The 18,472-nt window shown below is 64.5% G+C and carries 18 protein-coding genes; 8 read left to right on the forward strand and 10 right to left on the reverse strand.

The window, feature by feature from the left end:
• Window positions 1-219 precede the first annotated feature (219 nt).
• From ACFXN1_RS33545 to ACFXN1_RS33560, 4 genes are all read left to right on the forward strand, one after another.
• Window positions 220-2,031, forward strand: coding sequence for a nitric oxide reductase activation protein NorD (locus tag ACFXN1_RS33545; protein WP_379441413.1), 1,812 nt, complete (start codon window positions 220-222; stop codon window positions 2,029-2,031).
• Window positions 2,032-2,053: 22 nt separating this feature from the next.
• Window positions 2,054-2,869 (forward strand): CbbQ/NirQ/NorQ/GpvN family protein, encoded by an 816-nt coding sequence (locus ACFXN1_RS33550; protein ID WP_379441414.1) that lies wholly within the window; start codon window positions 2,054-2,056, stop codon window positions 2,867-2,869.
• Between the two features lie 90 nt (window positions 2,870-2,959).
• Window positions 2,960-4,120, forward strand: coding sequence for an acyl-CoA dehydrogenase family protein (locus ACFXN1_RS33555; RefSeq protein WP_379441416.1), 1,161 nt, complete (start codon window positions 2,960-2,962; stop codon window positions 4,118-4,120).
• Window positions 4,121-4,248: 128 nt separating this feature from the next.
• Window positions 4,249-4,830 carry a TetR family transcriptional regulator gene (locus ACFXN1_RS33560; protein ID WP_379441417.1) on the forward strand — a complete coding sequence of 194 codons (582 nt, stop codon included), beginning with the start codon at window positions 4,249-4,251 and terminating at the stop codon, window positions 4,828-4,830.
• Here ACFXN1_RS33560 and ACFXN1_RS33565 read toward each other — a convergent pair whose 3' ends face one another.
• Entirely contained in the window at window positions 4,831-5,010 is a 180-nt protein-coding gene (locus ACFXN1_RS33565) for a hypothetical protein (RefSeq protein ID WP_379441418.1), read from the reverse strand.
• Between the two features lie 431 nt (window positions 5,011-5,441).
• On the opposite strand from ACFXN1_RS33565, the gene ACFXN1_RS33570 reads away from it, so the two are divergent.
• The 3 genes from ACFXN1_RS33570 (at window position 5,442) to ACFXN1_RS33580 (ending at window position 8,864) form a co-directional block, all read left to right on the forward strand.
• Window positions 5,442-6,791: a protoporphyrinogen/coproporphyrinogen oxidase gene (locus tag ACFXN1_RS33570; RefSeq protein ID WP_379441419.1), complete on the forward strand. Its 1,350-nt coding sequence runs from the start codon at window positions 5,442-5,444 to the stop codon at window positions 6,789-6,791.
• Window positions 6,792-7,155: 364 nt separating this feature from the next.
• Window positions 7,156-7,524, forward strand: coding sequence for a hypothetical protein (locus tag ACFXN1_RS33575; protein WP_379441420.1), 369 nt, complete (start codon window positions 7,156-7,158; stop codon window positions 7,522-7,524).
• Entirely contained in the window at window positions 7,521-8,864 is a 1,344-nt protein-coding gene (locus ACFXN1_RS33580) for a protoporphyrinogen/coproporphyrinogen oxidase (protein WP_379441421.1), read from the forward strand. The genes ACFXN1_RS33575 and ACFXN1_RS33580 overlap by 4 nt, the downstream gene beginning before the upstream one ends.
• A 237-nt stretch (window positions 8,865-9,101) precedes the next feature.
• On the opposite strand, the gene ACFXN1_RS33585 is transcribed toward ACFXN1_RS33580, so the two are convergent.
• Window positions 9,102-10,250 carry a spirocyclase AveC family protein gene (locus ACFXN1_RS33585; RefSeq protein WP_379441422.1) on the reverse strand — a complete coding sequence of 383 codons (1,149 nt, stop codon included), beginning with the start codon at window positions 10,248-10,250 and terminating at the stop codon, window positions 9,102-9,104.
• A 201-nt stretch (window positions 10,251-10,451) separates the two neighbouring features.
• On the opposite strand from ACFXN1_RS33585, the gene ACFXN1_RS33590 reads away from it, so the two are divergent.
• Window positions 10,452-11,126, forward strand: coding sequence for a TetR/AcrR family transcriptional regulator (locus ACFXN1_RS33590; RefSeq protein ID WP_379441423.1), 675 nt, complete (start codon window positions 10,452-10,454; stop codon window positions 11,124-11,126).
• A 94-nt stretch (window positions 11,127-11,220) separates the two neighbouring features.
• On the opposite strand, the gene ACFXN1_RS33595 is transcribed toward ACFXN1_RS33590, so the two are convergent.
• From ACFXN1_RS33595 to ACFXN1_RS33630, 8 genes are all read right to left on the reverse strand, one after another.
• A complete protein-coding gene (locus tag ACFXN1_RS33595) occupies window positions 11,221-11,403 on the reverse strand; it encodes a hypothetical protein (protein ID WP_379441424.1) in 183 nt (60 codons plus the stop codon).
• A gap of 178 nt (window positions 11,404-11,581) precedes the next feature.
• Window positions 11,582-12,235: a hypothetical protein gene (locus ACFXN1_RS33600; protein ID WP_379441425.1), complete on the reverse strand. Its 654-nt coding sequence runs from the start codon at window positions 12,233-12,235 to the stop codon at window positions 11,582-11,584.
• A gap of 61 nt (window positions 12,236-12,296) precedes the next feature.
• A complete protein-coding gene (locus ACFXN1_RS33605) occupies window positions 12,297-13,259 on the reverse strand; it encodes an MlaD family protein (protein WP_379441426.1) in 963 nt (320 codons plus the stop codon).
• Window positions 13,256-14,260: an MlaD family protein gene (locus tag ACFXN1_RS33610; RefSeq protein ID WP_379441427.1), complete on the reverse strand. Its 1,005-nt coding sequence runs from the start codon at window positions 14,258-14,260 to the stop codon at window positions 13,256-13,258. The genes ACFXN1_RS33605 and ACFXN1_RS33610 overlap by 4 nt, the downstream gene beginning before the upstream one ends.
• Complete coding sequence (locus tag ACFXN1_RS33615; protein WP_379441428.1) at window positions 14,261-15,355, reverse strand: MlaD family protein; 1,095 nt, start codon at window positions 15,353-15,355, stop codon at window positions 14,261-14,263.
• A 1-nt stretch (window position 15,356) separates the two neighbouring features.
• Complete coding sequence (locus ACFXN1_RS33620; RefSeq protein WP_379441429.1) at window positions 15,357-16,259, reverse strand: MlaD family protein; 903 nt, start codon at window positions 16,257-16,259, stop codon at window positions 15,357-15,359.
• A gap of 104 nt (window positions 16,260-16,363) precedes the next feature.
• Entirely contained in the window at window positions 16,364-17,317 is a 954-nt protein-coding gene (locus ACFXN1_RS33625) for an MlaD family protein (protein ID WP_379441460.1), read from the reverse strand.
• A gap of 59 nt (window positions 17,318-17,376) precedes the next feature.
• Complete coding sequence (locus ACFXN1_RS33630) at window positions 17,377-18,468, reverse strand: Mce family protein (RefSeq protein WP_379441431.1); 1,092 nt, start codon at window positions 18,466-18,468, stop codon at window positions 17,377-17,379.
• Window positions 18,469-18,472: the final 4 nt, after the last annotated feature.

Consider the following 18,472-nt stretch of genomic DNA (forward strand, 5'->3'; position numbering starts at 1 on the left):
GGCCTGGCCCGGGGCGGCGTCGCATTCAGGACACAGTGCCTCAGCGGCCTTGGCTCGTCGCTGCGGTCTTGACGGCAGTCAACCCTGAACCCCAGAATGTAAAGACTGCCTCTACTTGCTGGGCAGGAGGCGGATGCGATCTGTAGCCGATGATTCGGCGCCGCCGCGGCTTCCGACAGTCGTCATCAAGGGAGACAACCCTTTTCAATGTGGAGCAAGATGAGTGTGCCCGAGGGCGTGTCCAGCACACCGGCACCCGAGGATGCCGGTAGCCGGTCCGCGGATGCGGACGCCGTGGCGAGCTTCGGATTTCTCGCCTCGGCGATCGCGTCTCGTTCACTCACGGTCATTGCGAGTGGGACCGCGACATACACGGACGGACGGACGATCTTCGTCGATCAGGCCGCGGGGGTGGCCGACGTGCGCGACGCCGTGGCCATGCAGGCCGCGCTCTTGGCGGGTGATTCGCTGCGTAAGAGCACAGTCGCCCGGCTGGCGCGCCACCGCAAGGCTGTTGCGGCACGCTACCTCGCGCTCGAATCGGCGCGACTCGCCGTCGAACTGGAACATCTGCTGCCCACCCGGACCGTCGAGCGGATCCGGTCGGGGTGGACCGCGAAGGTGCCCATCAGCGCTGCCGAATCCCTTCGCCGCGCGCTGAGCGGTGAGCGGATCCCCGAGCCGCCCGCATGGCTCGGCGTCGTGAAGACGCTTCGCCTGCTGCGCGCCGATGAGGCCCTGTCGGGAGTCGAACCCACCGAGGACGACCTCTCAGGTCGCACTCTGATCGATGAACAACCCGAGCTCTCCGAAGACGACGCCGAAGATTCCGAAGAAAGTAAGATCTTGAAGTTGTTCTCGGCGCCGGGGGTGAACAATCCCCTCGGGGGGCTCGTCCAGCGCCTGCTGGGTATGGGGCGCCGGGCCGCGGAGGAAAAGAACCAGGGGGGCGGCGAGCTTGCCGTTGCCGGACAACGAATCTCGCCGGTCAGCGGACGCGCCAAGCGAACTCTGATCGAGCGTGTGCTGGCGGTCGTGTTCGAATCGACTCCGGCCGCGGGCCGCCGGTATCCGGAGTGGAACAGCGCCACGAGTTCCTACCGCGAGGATTGGTGCCTCGTGGTCGAACATCACCTCGCCGACGCAGATCTGCCCGAGTCGGCCCCGCTGGGCAGCGGCCCGTCGCTGAGGCGGCCGATTGCCCGCGTGGGTGTCGAATCCCAACGGCACCGCCGGCAGCCGGATGGCGACTCGCTGGACCTGTCGGCTCTCGTCGAGTACGAAACGAGCCGACGACTCGGGGACCACCCCGAGCCGCGGATCTACGAAAACACGCGGCCGACCGGACGCGACCTCTCCGTGCTCGTATTACTGGACGCGTCGGGATCGACCGCGCAAGGGTCGGGCGACGACACCGTCTTCGAACACGAGCGACAATTGGCGGGTGACCTGACGGCGAGTCTGGAATCGCTCGGTGACCGAGTAGCGACCTACGGGTTCTACTCGTACGGAAAGGATTCCGTCAGATTTCTCGGGGTCAAGACCTTCGCCCAGCGATTCGATGCGTCGGCCCGGCGACGACTGCGAGCCGTACAGCCGTTCGGATTCACCCGGCTGGGCGCGGCGATCCGCCACGGCACCACGCTGCTGCGCGAGCAGGCACTGTCGCGGAATATGATCTTGATCGTCATCGGCGACAGCCTTCCCTACGACGACGGTTATGAAGGAAAGTACGCCCGCGACGATACTCGCCAGGCGATCGACGAGGCGATGCGCCACGGGGTCGGCGTGATAGGACTCGGCATCCGGTCGTCCACCGATCCCGCGGTGCTCGAAGAGATCTGGTCCCATGCGCCGTTCCGGGTCGTCGGCGCGGCCCCGGACGCGCGGCGGCATCTGCGTGCAATGTTGCTCGATGCACTCGCCATGACCAGGACCAACGGTCGGCGGCGGGCGTCGTCGAGCACCCAGCACCAGACGCATTTGCGCGCACTCCACGCGGCCAGACGAAACTCCAACGCTTACACGTGAATTCCCGAATCAAGGCGGACCTATGACCGATATTGCGATGGCAGACATCGGATCCCATGCGCGAACTCCCGGTTCCTACGTTCCAGTCGGCGAGGAAGTCGAAATATTCACCGCCGCATGGCAATCCGGGCTCCCGGTAATGCTCAAGGGGCCGACCGGCTGCGGCAAGACCAAGCTGGTCGAGCACATGGCCGAGCGCTTCGGCGTGCCATTGTTCACCGTGTGCTGCCACGAGGACATGACGGCCTCGGACTTGCTGGGCCGCTATGTGCTGCAGGACTCGAGTACCGAGTGGGTGGACGGTCCCTTGACGCAGGCGGTCCGCTTCGGCGGGATCTGCTACCTGGACGAGGTCGTCGAGGCACGGCAGGACGCCATCGTCGCCGTGCACTCGCTGGCCGATCATCGCCGTGAACTCAACATCGAACGCCTCGGCGGACTGAAGCTGCGCGCGGCGGCGGGATTCCAGCTGGTCGTCTCCTACAACCCGGGATATCAGAGCGTTCTCAAAGACCTCAAGATGTCGACCCGCCAGCGCATGGTCGCCATCGATCTCGGTTTTCCGCCGGCGGAGATCGAGCGACAGATCCTCCGGCAGGAGTCCGGACTGGACGACGAGGGCATCGACGCCATCATTCGAATCGGTCAGGCCATCCGCCGTCTCGACGACGCCGGGCTACCCGAGGTCGCTTCGACACGTGCGCTGATCGCCATGGCGCGCCTCGTCCGAGCGGGTCTCCCCCCGCGCGCGGCCGCCGTGTCCGCCATCGCCGACCCATTGTCGGACGACGCCGAGACACGAAGGTCACTGACTGTATTGATCGACTCCTATCTCTGACAGTGCGCCCGGCTCGACCCTGATTGACGGACGGGGCCTACCGGCAATATATTTGAGACAATAAGACTCACAAATAGGAGCGATGCGAACGTGGCCGCAACATCAACCAGATTCACCGAGGAACAGCTCGAATTCGCCGCAGCGGTGCGCGAGTTCTGCCGACGCGAATGCGGCAGCCACGAGCAACTGGACGCCTTGACCGAGGGCGGCAGGGAGGCACACAGCCCCGAGCTGTATGCCAAACTCGCCGCCACGGGATACGTCGGGGTATCGCTTCCCGAGGAGTACGGCGGCAGCGGCGGCGGGATCATCGAGCAGGTGCTGCTGTTCGAGGAGCTGTGGTACGGGCTGGCGCCGGTACACGGCGCCGGTACTTCGCACACGGTGGCCGGAATCTACAAGCGGTTCGCTTCCGAGGAGCAGAAGAAAGCCACACTCGAGGCGATCTCCTCCGGCACGGTGATGTCGATCAGCGTGTCCGAACCGCAAGCGGGTTCGGATGCCGCCAACATTTCGTGTAAAGCCACCCGCGTACCCGGCGGCTACCGAATCAGCGGGCAGAAGACCTGGTGCTCGGACGCACAGTTCGCTGCGGGCATCCTCGTGGTCACCCGCACCGACCGCGGCGACACCCCGCACCAGGGCCTGACCATGCTCCAGGTCCCCGCCGACGCCGAAGGCCTCGCCATCCACCCCATCGACACAATGGGTGGACGCGAGGTCAACAACCTGTTCTTCACCGACGTCTTCGTGCCCGACTCCCAGGTGGTCGGCGAGGTCGGTCAGGGCTGGCGCCAGCTCATGGCCGGGCTCAACGGCGAACGCGTGGTCTGCGCGGCGCAGGGACTCGGGATGATGCAGCGCACCTTCGACGATCTGCTGGCATACCTCAAGGAGCGCAACCAATTCGGTCAGCCGATCGGCTCGTTCCAAGCCGTCCGGCACCGGATCGCGGATCTGGCCCTGGAGATCGAGGCGGCCCGCGCTCTCACCTACGACACCGCCGTGCGCCTCGAACGGTCGCTCGGAACACCGCAGGAGCTCATCAGGCTGACATCCATGGCGAAAGTCAAGGTCACCGAGACCGCCAAGCGGGTCGCGCTGGAGGGCGTGCAGCTCATGGGCGGCTACGGCTACGCCGTCGAGTACGGGATGGAGGCGCACCTGCGTCGTGCCATCCCAGCGACCATCTACGCCGGCACCAACGAGATCCAGCGGGAAATCATCGCGGGGACATACGGTCTCCGATAAGGCCAACCACCGCTTCGATGTGCCATTATTATTGAGATAAGTTGGCGCTAAATATCGAAAGGTGCCGGATGCCTCAGCCGGACCCACCGCGGACCGTCGGGCGCCGTGCGCCCGGACGGCCGCGGCGAGTGATCGACCATCCCGCGATCGCCGATGCCGCCGCCGCGCTGTTCGCCGAGGGCGGCTACGACGCGGTGTCGATCGAGGGTGTTGCGGAGAAACTCGCTGTTTCGCGTGCAACTCTGTACCGCACGGTACCGACCAAACACCACTTGCTCGGTATTCTCTTCGAGCGCAGCACCCATGAACTTCATCGAGCGGCGGTGGACCTGATCGAGCAGGCCACGGATCCTGGTGACCGACTCTTCGGGCTCGTCCGCCTGCAGATCGCCACCGCGGTGAAAATGCGGAACTATATGCCCGTCTTCTTCGGCGGGGCCGGGCTGCCGGCGGATGTCTACGCACGCTGGCAGGAGTGGACGCAACGCTACGAGGTGCTGTGGGCCGACACGGTGGCCGGCGCCATCGAAGCGGGTGCCCTCCCGGCATCGGATCCGATGCTCACGACACGACTGCTGCTCGGAATGTGCATCTGGGTGTCCCGCTGGTACCGCCCCGACGCCAAGCTCTCCCCCGACGATATCTCCGCAGCAGCCACCCGGCTGCTCGCCCTGTACGCCTCACCCGACGCTGCGATCCCCGGAATCTGATCACCGCTCGAACGGAGCCACCGGCTCGCCTCGTGCACCATCGGTCTCGTCATGGCGATGGGCATCCTCGGGGACCCACTGTTCCCGGCCGGCGCCGACCACCCCGGCCGGGAACGCCTGGTCCGCGCGATGTGCAGGTACGCCCTCGCCGGGGTCCAGCAACGACCTGCTGACGATCATCGAGCGCACCCCGCCAAGCAGTGAGTGCGGCAGCGACCGATTTCGAAAATCACGACCACAAGTACGCCCCCGTCGGCCTGCCGCACCGAACCATGCGCCGCCGAACTCGTCGACAACCCACCACCGGCCAGGGCCGAGGAGAGTTGTCGGACGCCCACTCAGCAGCATATCTGTCTGAATACAGACAGAAGTCTGTTCAGCAACAGGTATCTCTGTTACGGTCGTCATGTGTTGAGTGAACGATCGTTCGCGCTCCTATCAGCCAGCCGGACGGCATTGTGGTCCGTCCGGCCAAATGTCTACCGCAGCGGCAAATCGACATAGGTCGTGCAACGAGCACGCTGCGGTCCTAGCCGCATTCAATTGCCCGGCTCGAGTACGCAATTTGCGTCCGGACTCGACCGACCCGAGCTTCTACCTGAAAGGCAGCAATGAACGAGCACGGCACCGCTGCGGTGATCGGCGGCGGGATCGCCGGCATGGCCGCCGCATACCAACTGTACAAAGCCGGTTTCAAGGTGACCGTGTTCGAGTCAGGTGACCGTGTCGGCGGGCGGATCTGGACCATCCGCAAGGGCGACTTCCTGATGGACCTGGGGACCGCGGTCTATCTCGGCACCTATCGCGACGCGATCGCCATGATCCACGAGGTTGGGTTGACCAACGAATTCGTTGATACACCCGCTGTGATGGGTCTACCGCGCAACGGCGTGCTGCACCACCTCGATCTGACCAAGCTGCTCCGCGCAGGCCTTACCACGCGGGCGATCTCGCCGCTGGGCAAGCTCAAGGCGACTCGCCTGATCGCAGATGTCGTGCGCTACCGCAAGGGCCTGGGCTACGACACCTACGACGAACTGGCCAAAATCGACAACGAGACCGTGCGCGAGTACGGCCGGCGCGCACTGAATGAAGAGTTGCTGCAGTACCTGGCGCGTCCGCTGGTCAGTGGCACGTGGGTCGCTGACGACAACGAAACCTCGGTGGCGCTGTTGCACTGGACTGTGCGGAACATGTTGGTCTCGCACGTCTACAACCTCACCTCCGGTGTGGCCAAGCTGCCGCAGCATCTGTCGACATTTGTCGACACACGGCTCGAGCACCGGGTTGTCAACGTCACCAACGGAAACACCTCGGTATCTGTGACGTTTGAGAGCCCGGGCGTGCGTCAACAAACCGAGACCTTCGACACCTGCGTCATTGCTACTACCGCCGAACCGGCGCTGGACATGTACCCGCAGATGGACGACAACCACCGCGGCCTTTACGAGACCAATCGCTACCGCCGTCTGGGCAGCATCGTCATCGGCTTCTCGGAACGGCCACGGGATTCAGCGACGTTTTGCTTGATCCCAGTGCAGGACGATCCTGACACAGTCTCGATAGTTGCTGACCACAACAAGGCACCTGGTAGGGCACCTGACGGGAAGGGCCTGATCACCGTGCTGCTCTCCCACGAATACCTCAATCGCACCGACCACCTGCCCGACGAGGACATCCTCGACCGGGCACTCGAGAGCGTGAAGAAGTACTACGGCGGGTTGCCGGGCGAAGTCGAAGAACACGCCGTGGTGCGCTGGGCCGAATCGGTGCCCACGATCGACAAGGGCAGATTCCGCCGAATCGCCGAGTTCCGCCAGCTTGTCGACCCCACCTCTCGCGTCCAGTTTGCCAGCGACATGGACAGAATCCCCGGGCTCAACGGTGCACTCGTGAGCGGTAAAGAAGCGGCCGCCCGCGTGACCGCGCAATTTTCCCGGCGAGCGAAGACGACTGCCTGATGGCGGATCTTTTCCGGTCAGTCGGGACCGGACCGGGTACGAGCGGACCGGGGAATACCGCCGCCGAGCGGGGAACAGCCGCGATGACCGACGGTGACGGACGGAGGGTGCGGCCGATATGTCGAGGAAAGAGGTCGAACCCTGCGTTCGGCTGCACGTGCAGGACGTTGGGGATGGACCGTGTGTGGTCTTGCTCCACGGCTGGGCGCTGGGCCATGAGATCTGATCGCCACTCGCGTAGCTCAGCCCCAGCGCAGCGCTACCGCATAGGAAGGCCATCCAGTGCTGGTACACGCGCAGTGGCGACGAACTTCCTCGGTCGCGATTGTCAATGACCTGAAAACCTGAACAGAGGAATCCTGTTGTGCCTTTTTCTGCTGTGATCGCTCTGGCTGCGACCCGATCGGCGATCGGTGCCAGCGCTTGGCTGATGCCGACGACTGCCGCGAAGCTGTTCGGGATGGACACGTCGTCCGACGACAGCGCGGACCTGTTCCTCCGTCTGGGCGGGACCCGAGACATCGCGCTGGCCGTCGGTCCGCTCGTCTCCGGTGCCGGTGGCCAGCGGATGCTTCGGGTCGCGGCCGCGTGCGACGTCGCCGACCTCGTCGCGGTCGCCGTCGCACGGCGCCAGGGTCGGATCTCGCTGCTCAGCGCAGTGCTGTTCGGCGCTGGTTCGCTGGTCTGTCTGGGCCTGGGGGCCAAAGCGCTGTCGGAGGCCGACGCGTCATGAGCCGCCCGCGGGTCGTAGTGGTCGGTGCCGGGGTCGCGGGACTGTCGGCCGCCTTCCGGCTGCAGCAGCAGGGATGCATGGTCACGGTGCTGGAGGCCGACGACCATGTCGGTGGTAAAACGGCGTCGATCCGCCGGGACGGGTTCGTGCTCAACACCGGCGCCACAGTGCTCGCCGGCTCCTATGCCGCGATGCGGGCCCTCGCGGAGGAGGCCGGTGTCGGCGACCGGCTCGTGGCCCCGCCGGCGGTGATCGGCGTGGTGCGGGACGAAAGGGTGCACGAGTTGCGTGCCGCAGGCCTCGGCGCGATCGTCGACTTCGTGCGGACACCGCTGTTGTCGCCGCGCAGCAAGCTCCGGCTGCTGAGGACGCTGGTCGACCTGCTCCGGTCGCGCTCCAAGGTCGGCTACGATCGGGTCGACCTGAGCTCGCTGCTGGATACCGAGTCGGTCGGCGCCTACTGCGACCGCAAGCTCGACGCGGAGATCCGTGACCACCTGCTCGGGCCGGTGCTGGGCGGAATCTACGTCGTCGACGGCCCGAGCCTGTCGGTGCTGGCATTGTGGTTCACGATCTGGAAGGTGCTGCTCGGCGGGCTGCTCGGGTACCGCGGCGGGTTGGACTTCTTTGCGCGCGCGCTCGCGGACCGCCTCGACGTGCAGACCTCGTCCCGCGTAACGGCCGTCACCCGTGACGGGCGTGGCGCCGTGGTTGCGTGGGAAGGCCCCGACGGCCCACGGACCGAGCGTGTCGACGGCGTCGTGCTCACGGTTCCGGCGCCGCAGGTCGCGGCAATCTTCCCGGAACTCGACCCTTCGGTGGGCCGGTTGTTGGGGGACGCCCTGGAGCCGGCGAATTACGTCTCGATCCGGTTCGCCCTGAGCCGCCGGCCGACCACCCGGTCGGTGCTGACCGTCGCTGGGACGGGGCAGCTCGGGTCGCTCGCCACGATCAGCTACGAGCACCAGCTGTCGCCCGGATCGGCGCCGGAGGGCAAGGGGCTGATCGGGGTGCTGCTGTACCACGAGTGGGTCACGCCGCGTTGGGACTGGACGGACGAGCAGCTCGTCGCGCAGGCCTTGAAGGATCTGGAGCGGATAGAGCCCGGCATCGGCGGGCACGTCGAATTCACCCAGGTGGACCGCTGGAACCCAGCCGCGCTGAGGGCCGTCCCCGGCAGCCACCGAACGATCGCGGAGCTCGACCGCCTGCTCGACCCGGCCGACCCGGTGCAGCTCGCCGGCGACTATCGGGGCATGCAGTCGGTCAACGGCAGCATCGTGACCGGCGAAACGGCCGCACGAAACCTCGGCAGGTCTCTGTTCCGCGGCCGTACATGATCAGCGGGCGGTGCACCCGGAGGCTTCTGGGCGCGAGGCCGATCGACCAGGCGACAACGAGTAGCGCTGCTGGTCGACTGTGAGCGGCGCGCGCCGAGCTCCAAGCGAGGAGAGGACACCAACTACTCACAAACTGGTTGGTTGGGAGCGATAGATACCGCGTCTCGGGTGCTCAGCAAAGATGGGTTGCCATGGATCGGTGCTCGACCGCCACGACAACCCATCTCCGGGATGCGATTACCGCTCGAACGGCACCACCGGCGGAACCGTCGCATTGCTCGGCGGGACATAGTGTCCGTTCGTGTCCACGTGTCCGGTGGTCGGCTTGTTCAACGGAACCGACGGACCCGGGCAGGCGCGGTCCGTGCCCTCACCACAGATACCGCTGGTGAAGTACGAGCGCTTCTGGACATCCTGCGGCCATTCCGTCGAATGCGTTCCCACGAAATAGTTCGTCACGTTGTAGCCGACGAACATCGCGCCCTGGACGACGACGATCATGGCCAGCACACGAAGCACGAACTTCTTGAACTGCCCGCCACGAACCTCATCGATACCACGCTCGGCGATGCTCTGACCGCGGTCGTTGACGAAAAACCTGATGCACGCCACCGCGGTGAACGTCGCGCCGATGGTGAGACCTTCATGCAAGGGGTATTTATGGTAGGTGTCGGCGAAGATTCCCCAATGGCCGCCGGCGTAGTTGAAGGTCCCCATAGGCATCCAGATCAGGCCCTCGAGGATTACGTCGAACACGAACATGAAGGCGAAACAGCTCGCCACCAGGCCGACATTGCTGATCCGCGGGAACCACCGGCGCATCTTCCGCATGAAGGCGCAGCCGAGCAGCATCACGATCGTGAAAATGTAGACGTAGGCGGGCCAACTGAAGAGCACGGGCTCGGTCAGCATGTGCCCCGGCGCGCCGAACGACTGCCACCCCGGGATGCTGTTCACCCACGAACCACGGTTCCACATCCACGTGTTGTAGGTGAACCAGTGCCCACCATAGGACGACAACGGATCCTGGAACCCCACGGTGCAGAACGCGGCGACCAGGATCCCGTCGACACCGACACGACGCTCACGCAGCCACGGCCGGACGATGAACCAGCCGACCAAGCCCAGGGCCATCGGAATGGAGGCGACCTGCCAGCCGATCAAGCACGCTTTCATCCACCCGGGAGGCTGCGATGGCCCCGGCTCGACACGCACGAAGTACGGGCCGGTAATCCAGCGGATGAGGATCCATGCTTCCAAGGCAATCAGCAACGCGCCCAAGCTCGCCCAGATCAGCACGGGTTTGCTCTTGGCTGGTCCGACGGACCGACGCTCCTCCTCACCGGCGGCTGCCGCCCGGACGCCGGCATGTTTGATCGCATTCACGTGATAGCTCCTAACGGACATGTGCTTTGTCCGGCCGCATGGCTTCCGCTGACCGAATCGCGGGCCGGCACCGATGTAGAGATAGTCTCCACATGATACTCATCACACGGCAGACAAAACAAGACGATGAATCTCAATTTTCACGCCGTACCGGAGGATTGACGGCAGCACGACATGCTGAGCGTCTGCTTCACTGGGACCATGCCCGCCAACGCACAACCGCAGCACCCCCGGGGCGAGGCCCGGAACGCCATACTGGACAGCGCCCGAAGGCTCTTCGGGGCGAAGGGGTACCACGGCACCAGCATGCGCGACGTCGCCCAGGACGCCGCGGTCAGCGAGGGACTGCTCTATCGCTACTTCAGCGCCAAGTCGATGCTGTTCGAAGAGGCCGTGCGAGTGCCGTACCGGGGATTCATCGAGGAATTTCTCGACGACTGGGAGCATCTCGGAGAGCCACTACCCAATGAAGAGATGATCACCCGGTTCGTCACCCGCCTGTACGATTTCGTGCTGGCCCACCGCGACCTGATATTCGCCCTCGCCGCAGCGAACCGGTTCGAGGACGTCGACATCGACGAGGCGAGCGCACTCACCGAAGGCATCCGACGGCTGACCGAGTTCACCGCCATCGAGGCGGAGTCCCGCGGATTCGGCCACGTCGACCTCGAAATGGTCGCATCGTGCACTATCGCGCTCGTCATGGCGATGGGCATCCTCGACGATCTGCTGTTTCCCGCCGGTGCCGAGCACCCCGACAAAGACCGCCTGGTCCGCGAGATGTGCAAGTATGTCATCGCGGGCATCCAGCAACCACGCGAGCGTGAACGTTCAGTTCTGGACAGCCGCGCGGGCAAACGGCAGAGTCTGGCATGAGGTCCTGGCGACAGGCCGGCCGGGATCGAGCGGTGTATGCATCCGCCACCCTGGGACCAGCACGCGGGCTGGGTACAGCCGGCTCGACCGATTGTTACTTCGGCGGGCTCTGCGCTTCCAGCGCCGAATCTATGCCATGGATGTCGGTGATCAACCAGTTGTTACGGCTGGCCAAGGCCACCTGCTCCGCATGCGCCTGATCCGCCGCCGCGCGATGCAGGCGATCCAGGTCGGCGTTCTTCGCGTGCAGCTGGCCACCCCAGCACGCCCACAGCAACTACGACGACAGCCGTGCCCGAGGGCCGGCGCTGACGACCGCTGATGGTGCCGAACAGAGGAAAGTGGCACCTTGGGACCGGCGGGTGTGATCGCCATGGAGTCCGGTCCCAAGGTGCTCGGCCTTGCCGCGACGATGCGAGAGGATCGCAGCAAGGAGATTCGGTTGTCCGATCAAATCATTTGGGCGCATTCTTGGGCGCGAGAGCCGAGTCGATACCGCCGATATCGGTGATCATCGAGTTGTTTCGGCTGTCGACGGTCAGCTTGTAGGTAGCGGTGGATTGGATGCCGTCGGGTGCCTGGCTGTTCTTGGTCAGCACGCTGACGAAGCATTCGACCGAGTAGGCGCCGTTGGTTTCCGAGGTGACCTTGGCTGCGACCGGTGTGGCTGTCGAAACCCACTGCAGTGGCGAGATGATCTGTTCCATCGACGACGCGGCCTGGGTGAGTCTGTTCGACAGCTCGGGGCTGGTGCCCTTGGTCAGACGGGCCCGCCAGGCCGCCAGATCGTGGAAGTCCATCTGGGCGGCGGCGGTGGCGTAGTCGAGGGCGACCTGCTCGGCGTGTGCCTCGCTGGCCAGGTGGGCGTGCAGTTGATCGAGGTCGTTCGATTTCGTGTGCAGCTGCCACCCGAGCACGCCCCCGGCGAGGACCACCGCTGCTATCAGTACCGCGGACACGATCGTCTTCAGCCTGATTGCGGAATCGCCGATGTGGCGGCCGCGGCGGGCGGCAGCGCCGAGGACCGCGGATCGGCTGTTGTCGCGGCGCGCTTCGGTGCCGTCAGCGGTATCGGTGTCTTCTTCCAATACTGCGGTCTTTTGAGTCATTTCTTTCCTGCCTTACTACTGACGGGGCCGATCGATATCCCACAGGTGATCCGACGTCGGTTTACTTTCCTGGGAGGTGGAGGTGCACGGCGACGCTGTCGCCGGAATCCGTGGCGGCCAACGCGTTGTCGAGGAGCTGGCCCACATTCACCGTCGCCATTGCCGCGGCGCCGGCTCGAACCCCGGGCAGTAGATCGACGCCCAGGGTGTGCAGGTCGTCCGCGTTCTTGTCCAGGAAGCCCTGCAGACTCTTGAGGAACGGGCTCACGCCGTCTGTAATACCGACGGTCAAAGGCCCTTTGAACTGGGCCCACCGCATCTCGTTGATGAAATCGTGGAGCACGGTGCCGAACGGGCCGAGAGAGGGGGTCGTGTTCGCCAGATCTGCGGGCACCGCCGAACTCTGCAGCAGCAGCGGCTGCAGGGTGTTGAACAGTGTGGTGAGGTTGTCGGACTGGTTGGTGATCATGGTGGCCAGCAATTCGCCGGCGTGGTTCAGGTTTCCGAGGACTCGGGTGTCGTCGGGGAGGGCGAGGTCCATCTCGTGGAAGATGTCCTTGATTTTGTCCGGATCGATCTGCTCGAGCATCCGGGTCAGCCGCTCCGAGAGTTCCTTGAAGGTGGTGGGCACGACCACGTGCGCGGGCGCGATGGTGGCATTCTCACCCAGGTAGGGGCCCGACTCGGAGGCCGGTGACACCGCCACGTACGCCTCACCCAATGCCGAGAGGTTGTCCACCCGGAAGCGGCTGTCGACCGGGATCTGGTAGCCGTTGTCGTACTTCATGGAGATCGATACGTGATCGGCGGAGGAGGAGATGCCGGTGACCTGACCGACCGGTACACCGCGCAGCAGCACTCGGGATCCGACGACCAGACCGTTGGTGTCGGTTACCGCCATGCTGGCTGTGCGGACGTGTTCGGCCACGCCGGTCTGCAGGCCGAGGTGGTCCATGTAGAGGAACGATGCCACGGCCAGGGCCGCCATACCGGCCACGGACAGACGTGTTCGGGTGAAGATCATTTCACGGCTCCCAGCATGCGCAGGACATTCTCGACATCGCCGATCACCTGGTCACCATTGGCCGATTCGACAGAGCGAATATTGACCGAGGGGTGCTGGATGTAGGGCAGCAGCGTGTCGCGTAGGAAGCTGGTGAGCTTGTCGGAGGAGGCGACGTCGTAGATGTCCCTGATGTCACCACCGGTATCGGCGAGTGAATTCAGCATCGGAACCATCCAGATGCCGCCCTCGAAGACGCTGCCGACCGCGGGCAGCAGCACCGACACATGGCCGAGCATCTTGCCTGCAAGTTGCCGCCAGTAGCTGGCGGCGGGCTCGGAAAACATTGTGGACAGGACACTGCCCTTGTCGTCGACCGCGACCGCTGTGGCGTTGAATCCATCGAGGATACGGTCGATTTCACCGGTGTTGCTGGACAGGTCGTGCAGATCGCCGGCCACCACCGACGCCATGTTCCGCACGTCGGGCAAGTCGGGCATCACCCGGTTGATCTTGCTCATCGCGTCTTCGACCTTCTGGATGCTGCCGCCGTTGACGAAGTAGGCCAGCACCGCCATGGTGTCCTCGAGCTGCGGCGGGGAGGTCGTCCGGCTCACCGGGACGGTCCCTCCCGGCTGGAGATAGCCGGTGACGGCGGTATTCGGGTCGTGTTCCAAGGCGAGATAGGTGTCGCCGAGCAGGGTGTCCTGGCGGATGACCGCCCGGATATCGGCGGGCACCTTGGTGCCCGCCTTCAGCCGGACTCCGACCGCGACAGTCTGTTTCGACGCATCGACGTCGTGTACCTCGCCCACCCGCAGGCCGTCCATCATGACGTCGGCACCGGTGGGCAGGTTCATCACGCTGGCGAACTGCACCGTGACGCTGTACGCGTCACCGATGCCACCGCGCACCGACGGCAGATCGTTGGGCCCCAGCGAACACGCGCTCGTCACCCCGACACTGCAGCACAGCGCCAGTGCGCCCACACCCGCCCTCAGCCTGGTCGACAGTTTCATCATCTACTTCCCCTTCGCGAGAACCAGGTCCAGCAGCTGCGTCGCCGGCACGCGAACGTGCCCATCGGCCGACGCGCAGCTGTCGGCGCTCATGCGATTGAGCACGTCACACACCTGCGTTGCGTCGGGCGAATCGAGCTCGACGGTCGGCGGCTGATAGCTCACCGCGAGTCCGCCCGGGCTCTGTGACTGCTGCCGAAGGACGGCGGCGACCGACGGAATGGACTCCAGCAGACTCGCGATGTCCTTCGACCGCGTCGCGGCCAAATGAATGACGTCGGAGACGCCGCCATTCATCAACGGCCAGAGCAGGTCTCCATAGTTGGTCTGGATGTCGTACAGGACCGCGGTCAGCCAGCCGACGCCATGGGCCACCTGGGTGGTTTCGGGCCACAGCTGGGTACCGGCGGCCACGACCGACGGCGCCTGGTCGAGAATCGACTTTATGGTCGACCACTTCTGGAGGGCCTCATCGGACAGTGGCGCCATATTCGTGATGATCGAGCCGATATCGGCGACGAACTGATTCGGGCTGGACATTGCCTCGGAGGCGTGCTGCATCATTTGGTCGGACAATTCTCCGTTGCCGTGCATCGCCGCGTCGAAGCCCGCTATGGCCTGCTGGAAACTGTTTTTACCGTCACGCGGAGACAACGCGTCGATGAAATCAGCGGCCGATCCGGCGATCTCGGAAATACTCTTGGGTGTAAAGGCTCGCGACACCGGAATGCACTGGCCCGCGGTCAATTGCGGACCCTCCTTGTAGTTACCGACGAGCTCCAGGCTGCGGTCGGCCAGCAGGGATTTCGATCGCGTCACCACCTTCACGTCTGCCGGATACGAACGACCCGAGTCGAGGGCGAAGCTGACCTGCACATGGTCGCCCTTCGGCTCGATGTGCTCGACGCGCCCCACCTGGAATCCCATTTGGGTGACCGGGTTGCCCGCGTACACACCCACTGCGTCGGGCATATCCGCGCAGAAGCCCGATCCCCCGCCCGAACCGCCGTCACCGGTCGCGGCGAATCCCACGGCCGCGGTGGCTGCGACGCCGACCACGACAGCAGTCGCGAGAATTACTTTGCGATTCTTCTTCATCTCAGCACGCCCGCCCTGGAATGGGAACACAGATTCCCGAGGCCAATACCGATCCTCCGGCGATGGTCGCCAGCCCGTCGGGCCCCAGCCACGTCTGCAGTCGATCCCGCAGCCCTGCCAACTTGTCCAGGGCCGGACCCAGCGTCGTCTGGAAGTCACCGATGGCGGCCCGCAACTTATCGACGGCGCCCTTCACGAGATCCTTGTGCTCGAGATAGAAATCCCCGATGGGCCCGACGCGGTACAGAACATCGCCGAGCAGTCGATAGGCCTCGTTGAACCCGACATGCGTGTTGTTGTAGGTGGACATCACCGTCTCGACCTTCTGGAGCAGCTCGAATACCCACTCGCGGCTACCGTTGAAGGACTGCAGATATTCCGAAGCCAAATCCGTGATCGTGCGGATCTGCTCCCGCTGCTGATCCATCACGGTCGCGATGCTGTTCATTCCGGCGATAATCGAGCCGACCGAAGACGAATTGCGCTGCAGGGCCTGGGCGACCTGATCGACATTCGCGTCGACGGTACTGCCGTCGACCTTGTCGGTCACATGGGGCGCGGCCTGCAGCACGTCGCCGATCGAGTAGGGAACGCTGACGTGGTCGACCGGAATAATCTTATCGCCGAGGGAGGCGTTACCTGCCGGAGTCACGGTGACGGCATAACCGCCGACCGGGGTCAGCATGCGCACCTCCACGCTGGAGTTCTCCCCGATGAAGGTGTCGTTGGAGACCTCGGCCTCCACCTGGACCGTGGCCGGCCGGATCGACACCTTCGTCACCTTGCCGACGGAGATACCCGCAACCCGCACGCCCTCACCGACGGCGATCGAGGAGGCATCGGTCGTTTCGAACCTGATCGTCTTCTGACCGAGCGGATGCGTGTACAGCAGCCCCGCCGCCACCAATGCGATCACCGCGACCAGGACGACTGCCGATCCGACCAGTACCTGGCTGTGCCGGATGTGGCCCAGCATCCTCATCACACCACCGGCGGCCGGTCGCTTCCTCAATTTGCGGTGCATACCACAACCTCACTGCCGTTGAGCAAAACCTTGACATCCGTCGGGAGCTTCGCGACACCTTTGCTGCACCCCGCGGCACCTTGTCCCGGCGCCGACATCTGGGGCAGCTGCAATCCGGCGAATGTCACCGGCAGCAGCCGCAATGCGTCGGCCGCGGCCGGCATCGAGGAGAACGCGTGCTGAAGCAGATCGTCGACATTGAACTCGCCGTTGAGGCCGAGTTCTTTGATCAATCGGTCGACCGGGGCCATGAATTCCGGACCGAACACTGCGGTGCCCTGGAATTTGTCCAGGATCGTCATCGCCTGGTCGATCGGAATCTCCAGCGAGTGCATGAACTCCATGACCTGCGGCGACCTGCCACCCATCGAGTCCGAGATCCGCGACAGGTTGGCCGTCAACGTCGAGATCACCTGCTGGCGATCGCGCGCCAGATCCGCGAGTTTCTGGGTACTGTCCAACATCGGCGCAAGTCCGCCGCCATCACCCTGCAGCAACGAGATCGCATTCTGGGTGAAGGCGTTGACCTCGTCGGTGCTCATGGTGCTCAGCACCGGCTGCAGCCCGTTGAACAGCTGCGTGATATCGAACGAAGCCCGGGTCTGCGCCGTACTCAAGCGGTCGACCGGCTTGCCGGGCTGAGCCGGCGCCGCGAGGTCGACATACCGGATGCCGGTCAGGTTCTGGTACTTGACCGCGAGGACCGTGTCGTCGGTGAGCTGGTACGGCTGCTGCAGCGAGAAGCCGACCTCGGCGATGCTGCGTCCGTCCCGGCGGATCAGGTCGATCGACTTCACTTTGCCGATCTGCACGCCCTTGGTGCGGATATCACCGTCGACATGCAGTCCCGACACATCCGTGAATTCCGCGGTAAATGTACGCTTCGCGTCCTTCACCGGATTCGTGATCGCATTGAAGACGATCACGAACAGCAACACCGCTACCACGGCGGCGCCACCCAGCTTGATCACTGTGGCAATGAACTTCACTCTCGGGCTCATCGCGTGCCCTCCTGCCCCGGAACCTGCGGCAAACCGGTCAGCGCCAGCGGCGCTTGCAGCATCGGCAGATCATCCAGCACGATCCGCAGGTTCAGGGTCTTCGTACCGTCGGGCCCGGCGCTGAAGGCCTGGTTGTAGCGATCGACCAGCGTCGAGAGCTTGCCCGCCATCGCACCACCGTCGAGCATGTGCGGAACGGCGTCGGTGAGCGCTTGGACCAGCTGGGTCACCGGTGTGAGTTCGGTGCCGTGCGAAGCGAGCAGATGTCCCACAGCCGAGAACAGATCGCTCGCCACCAGCTGCATCGCCTTGTCCATGTCGGTGAACGTTGCGTCGTCCGCTCCGAGGGAGCCGTCGGGCCGCTTGTTGTAGTCGGTGGTGAAAGTGCTGTACAACATGTCGATCGTCTGCTGGCTGAATGCCGGCATTACCTCGAGGATGTCGTTGGCCCGACCCATCAATTCGGTCGGCATGGCCTTTTGCGTTTTCGCTACCCGGTCGGCGAACACGACACCGGTCCGGATCATCGGAGTCAGGCCGTCGGTATAGCGGATGATCTTGTCCAGCGCCGTGATCATGGACTGGGTCAGGGTGCCGTCGACAGCGATCGACCCCTTCTCCAGCATCGTCGACATGGTGAAGTCCCCGGCCGGCATCCGGTTCAAGACCTCCCCCGCCGCCAGGCGGTTACCACCGGCACGGGTGACCAGGTTGACCGCGGTGATACCGAAATAGTTCGCCGGGCGGAAGTCGACATCGAAGGAGTCGGTCACCCCCTGCAACTGGCCCGGATCCAGGCGCAAGCTCATGTGCACCGATCCGCTACCCGTCTTCACCAGATCGCTGATCTCACCGACCTCGGCACCGTGCAGGATCACCTTCGTGCCCTTGCCGACTCCCGGTGCGACAAACGGGACATCCAGGCTCAGCGGCAGCCCGGCCGGCTTCTCGACGCGGGGGCGAACCCACACCATTCCCGCGACCACCGCGGCCACGAGCACGATGACGACGATCGCAGCAATGCCGACAACGCGGGCCTGCTGTTCATCCGTGCCCCGCAGAAAATCTTGATTTCTTGGTTTACTCATCGCC

The sequence above is a fragment of the Nocardia sp. NPDC059154 genome, assembly GCF_042755705.1.
Taxonomy (GTDB): Bacteria; Actinomycetota; Actinomycetes; order Mycobacteriales; family Mycobacteriaceae; genus Nocardia.

Excerpts from the sequence above, each read along its gene's own strand:
- ACFXN1_RS33545 (WP_379441413.1), top strand. The coding sequence starts at position 220 with ATGAGTGTGCCCGAGGGCGTGTCCAGCACACCGGCACCCGAGGATGCC.
- ACFXN1_RS33550 (WP_379441414.1), top strand. The coding sequence starts at position 2,054 with ATGACCGATATTGCGATGGCAGACATCGGATCCCATGCGCGAACTCCC.
- ACFXN1_RS33565 (WP_379441418.1), bottom strand. The coding sequence starts at position 5,010 with ATGATCGTCAGCAGGTCGTTGCTGGACCCCGGCGAGGGCGTACCTGCA.
- ACFXN1_RS33570 (WP_379441419.1), top strand. The coding sequence starts at position 5,442 with ATGAACGAGCACGGCACCGCTGCGGTGATCGGCGGCGGGATCGCCGGC.
- ACFXN1_RS33580 (WP_379441421.1), top strand. The coding sequence starts at position 7,521 with ATGAGCCGCCCGCGGGTCGTAGTGGTCGGTGCCGGGGTCGCGGGACTG.
- ACFXN1_RS33590 (WP_379441423.1), top strand. The coding sequence starts at position 10,452 with ATGCCCGCCAACGCACAACCGCAGCACCCCCGGGGCGAGGCCCGGAAC.
- ACFXN1_RS33600 (WP_379441425.1), bottom strand. The coding sequence starts at position 12,235 with ATGACTCAAAAGACCGCAGTATTGGAAGAAGACACCGATACCGCTGAC.
- ACFXN1_RS33605 (WP_379441426.1), bottom strand. The coding sequence starts at position 13,259 with ATGATCTTCACCCGAACACGTCTGTCCGTGGCCGGTATGGCGGCCCTG.
- ACFXN1_RS33610 (WP_379441427.1), bottom strand. The coding sequence starts at position 14,260 with ATGATGAAACTGTCGACCAGGCTGAGGGCGGGTGTGGGCGCACTGGCG.
- ACFXN1_RS33615 (WP_379441428.1), bottom strand. The coding sequence starts at position 15,355 with ATGAAGAAGAATCGCAAAGTAATTCTCGCGACTGCTGTCGTGGTCGGC.
- ACFXN1_RS33630 (WP_379441431.1), bottom strand. The coding sequence starts at position 18,468 with ATGAGTAAACCAAGAAATCAAGATTTTCTGCGGGGCACGGATGAACAG.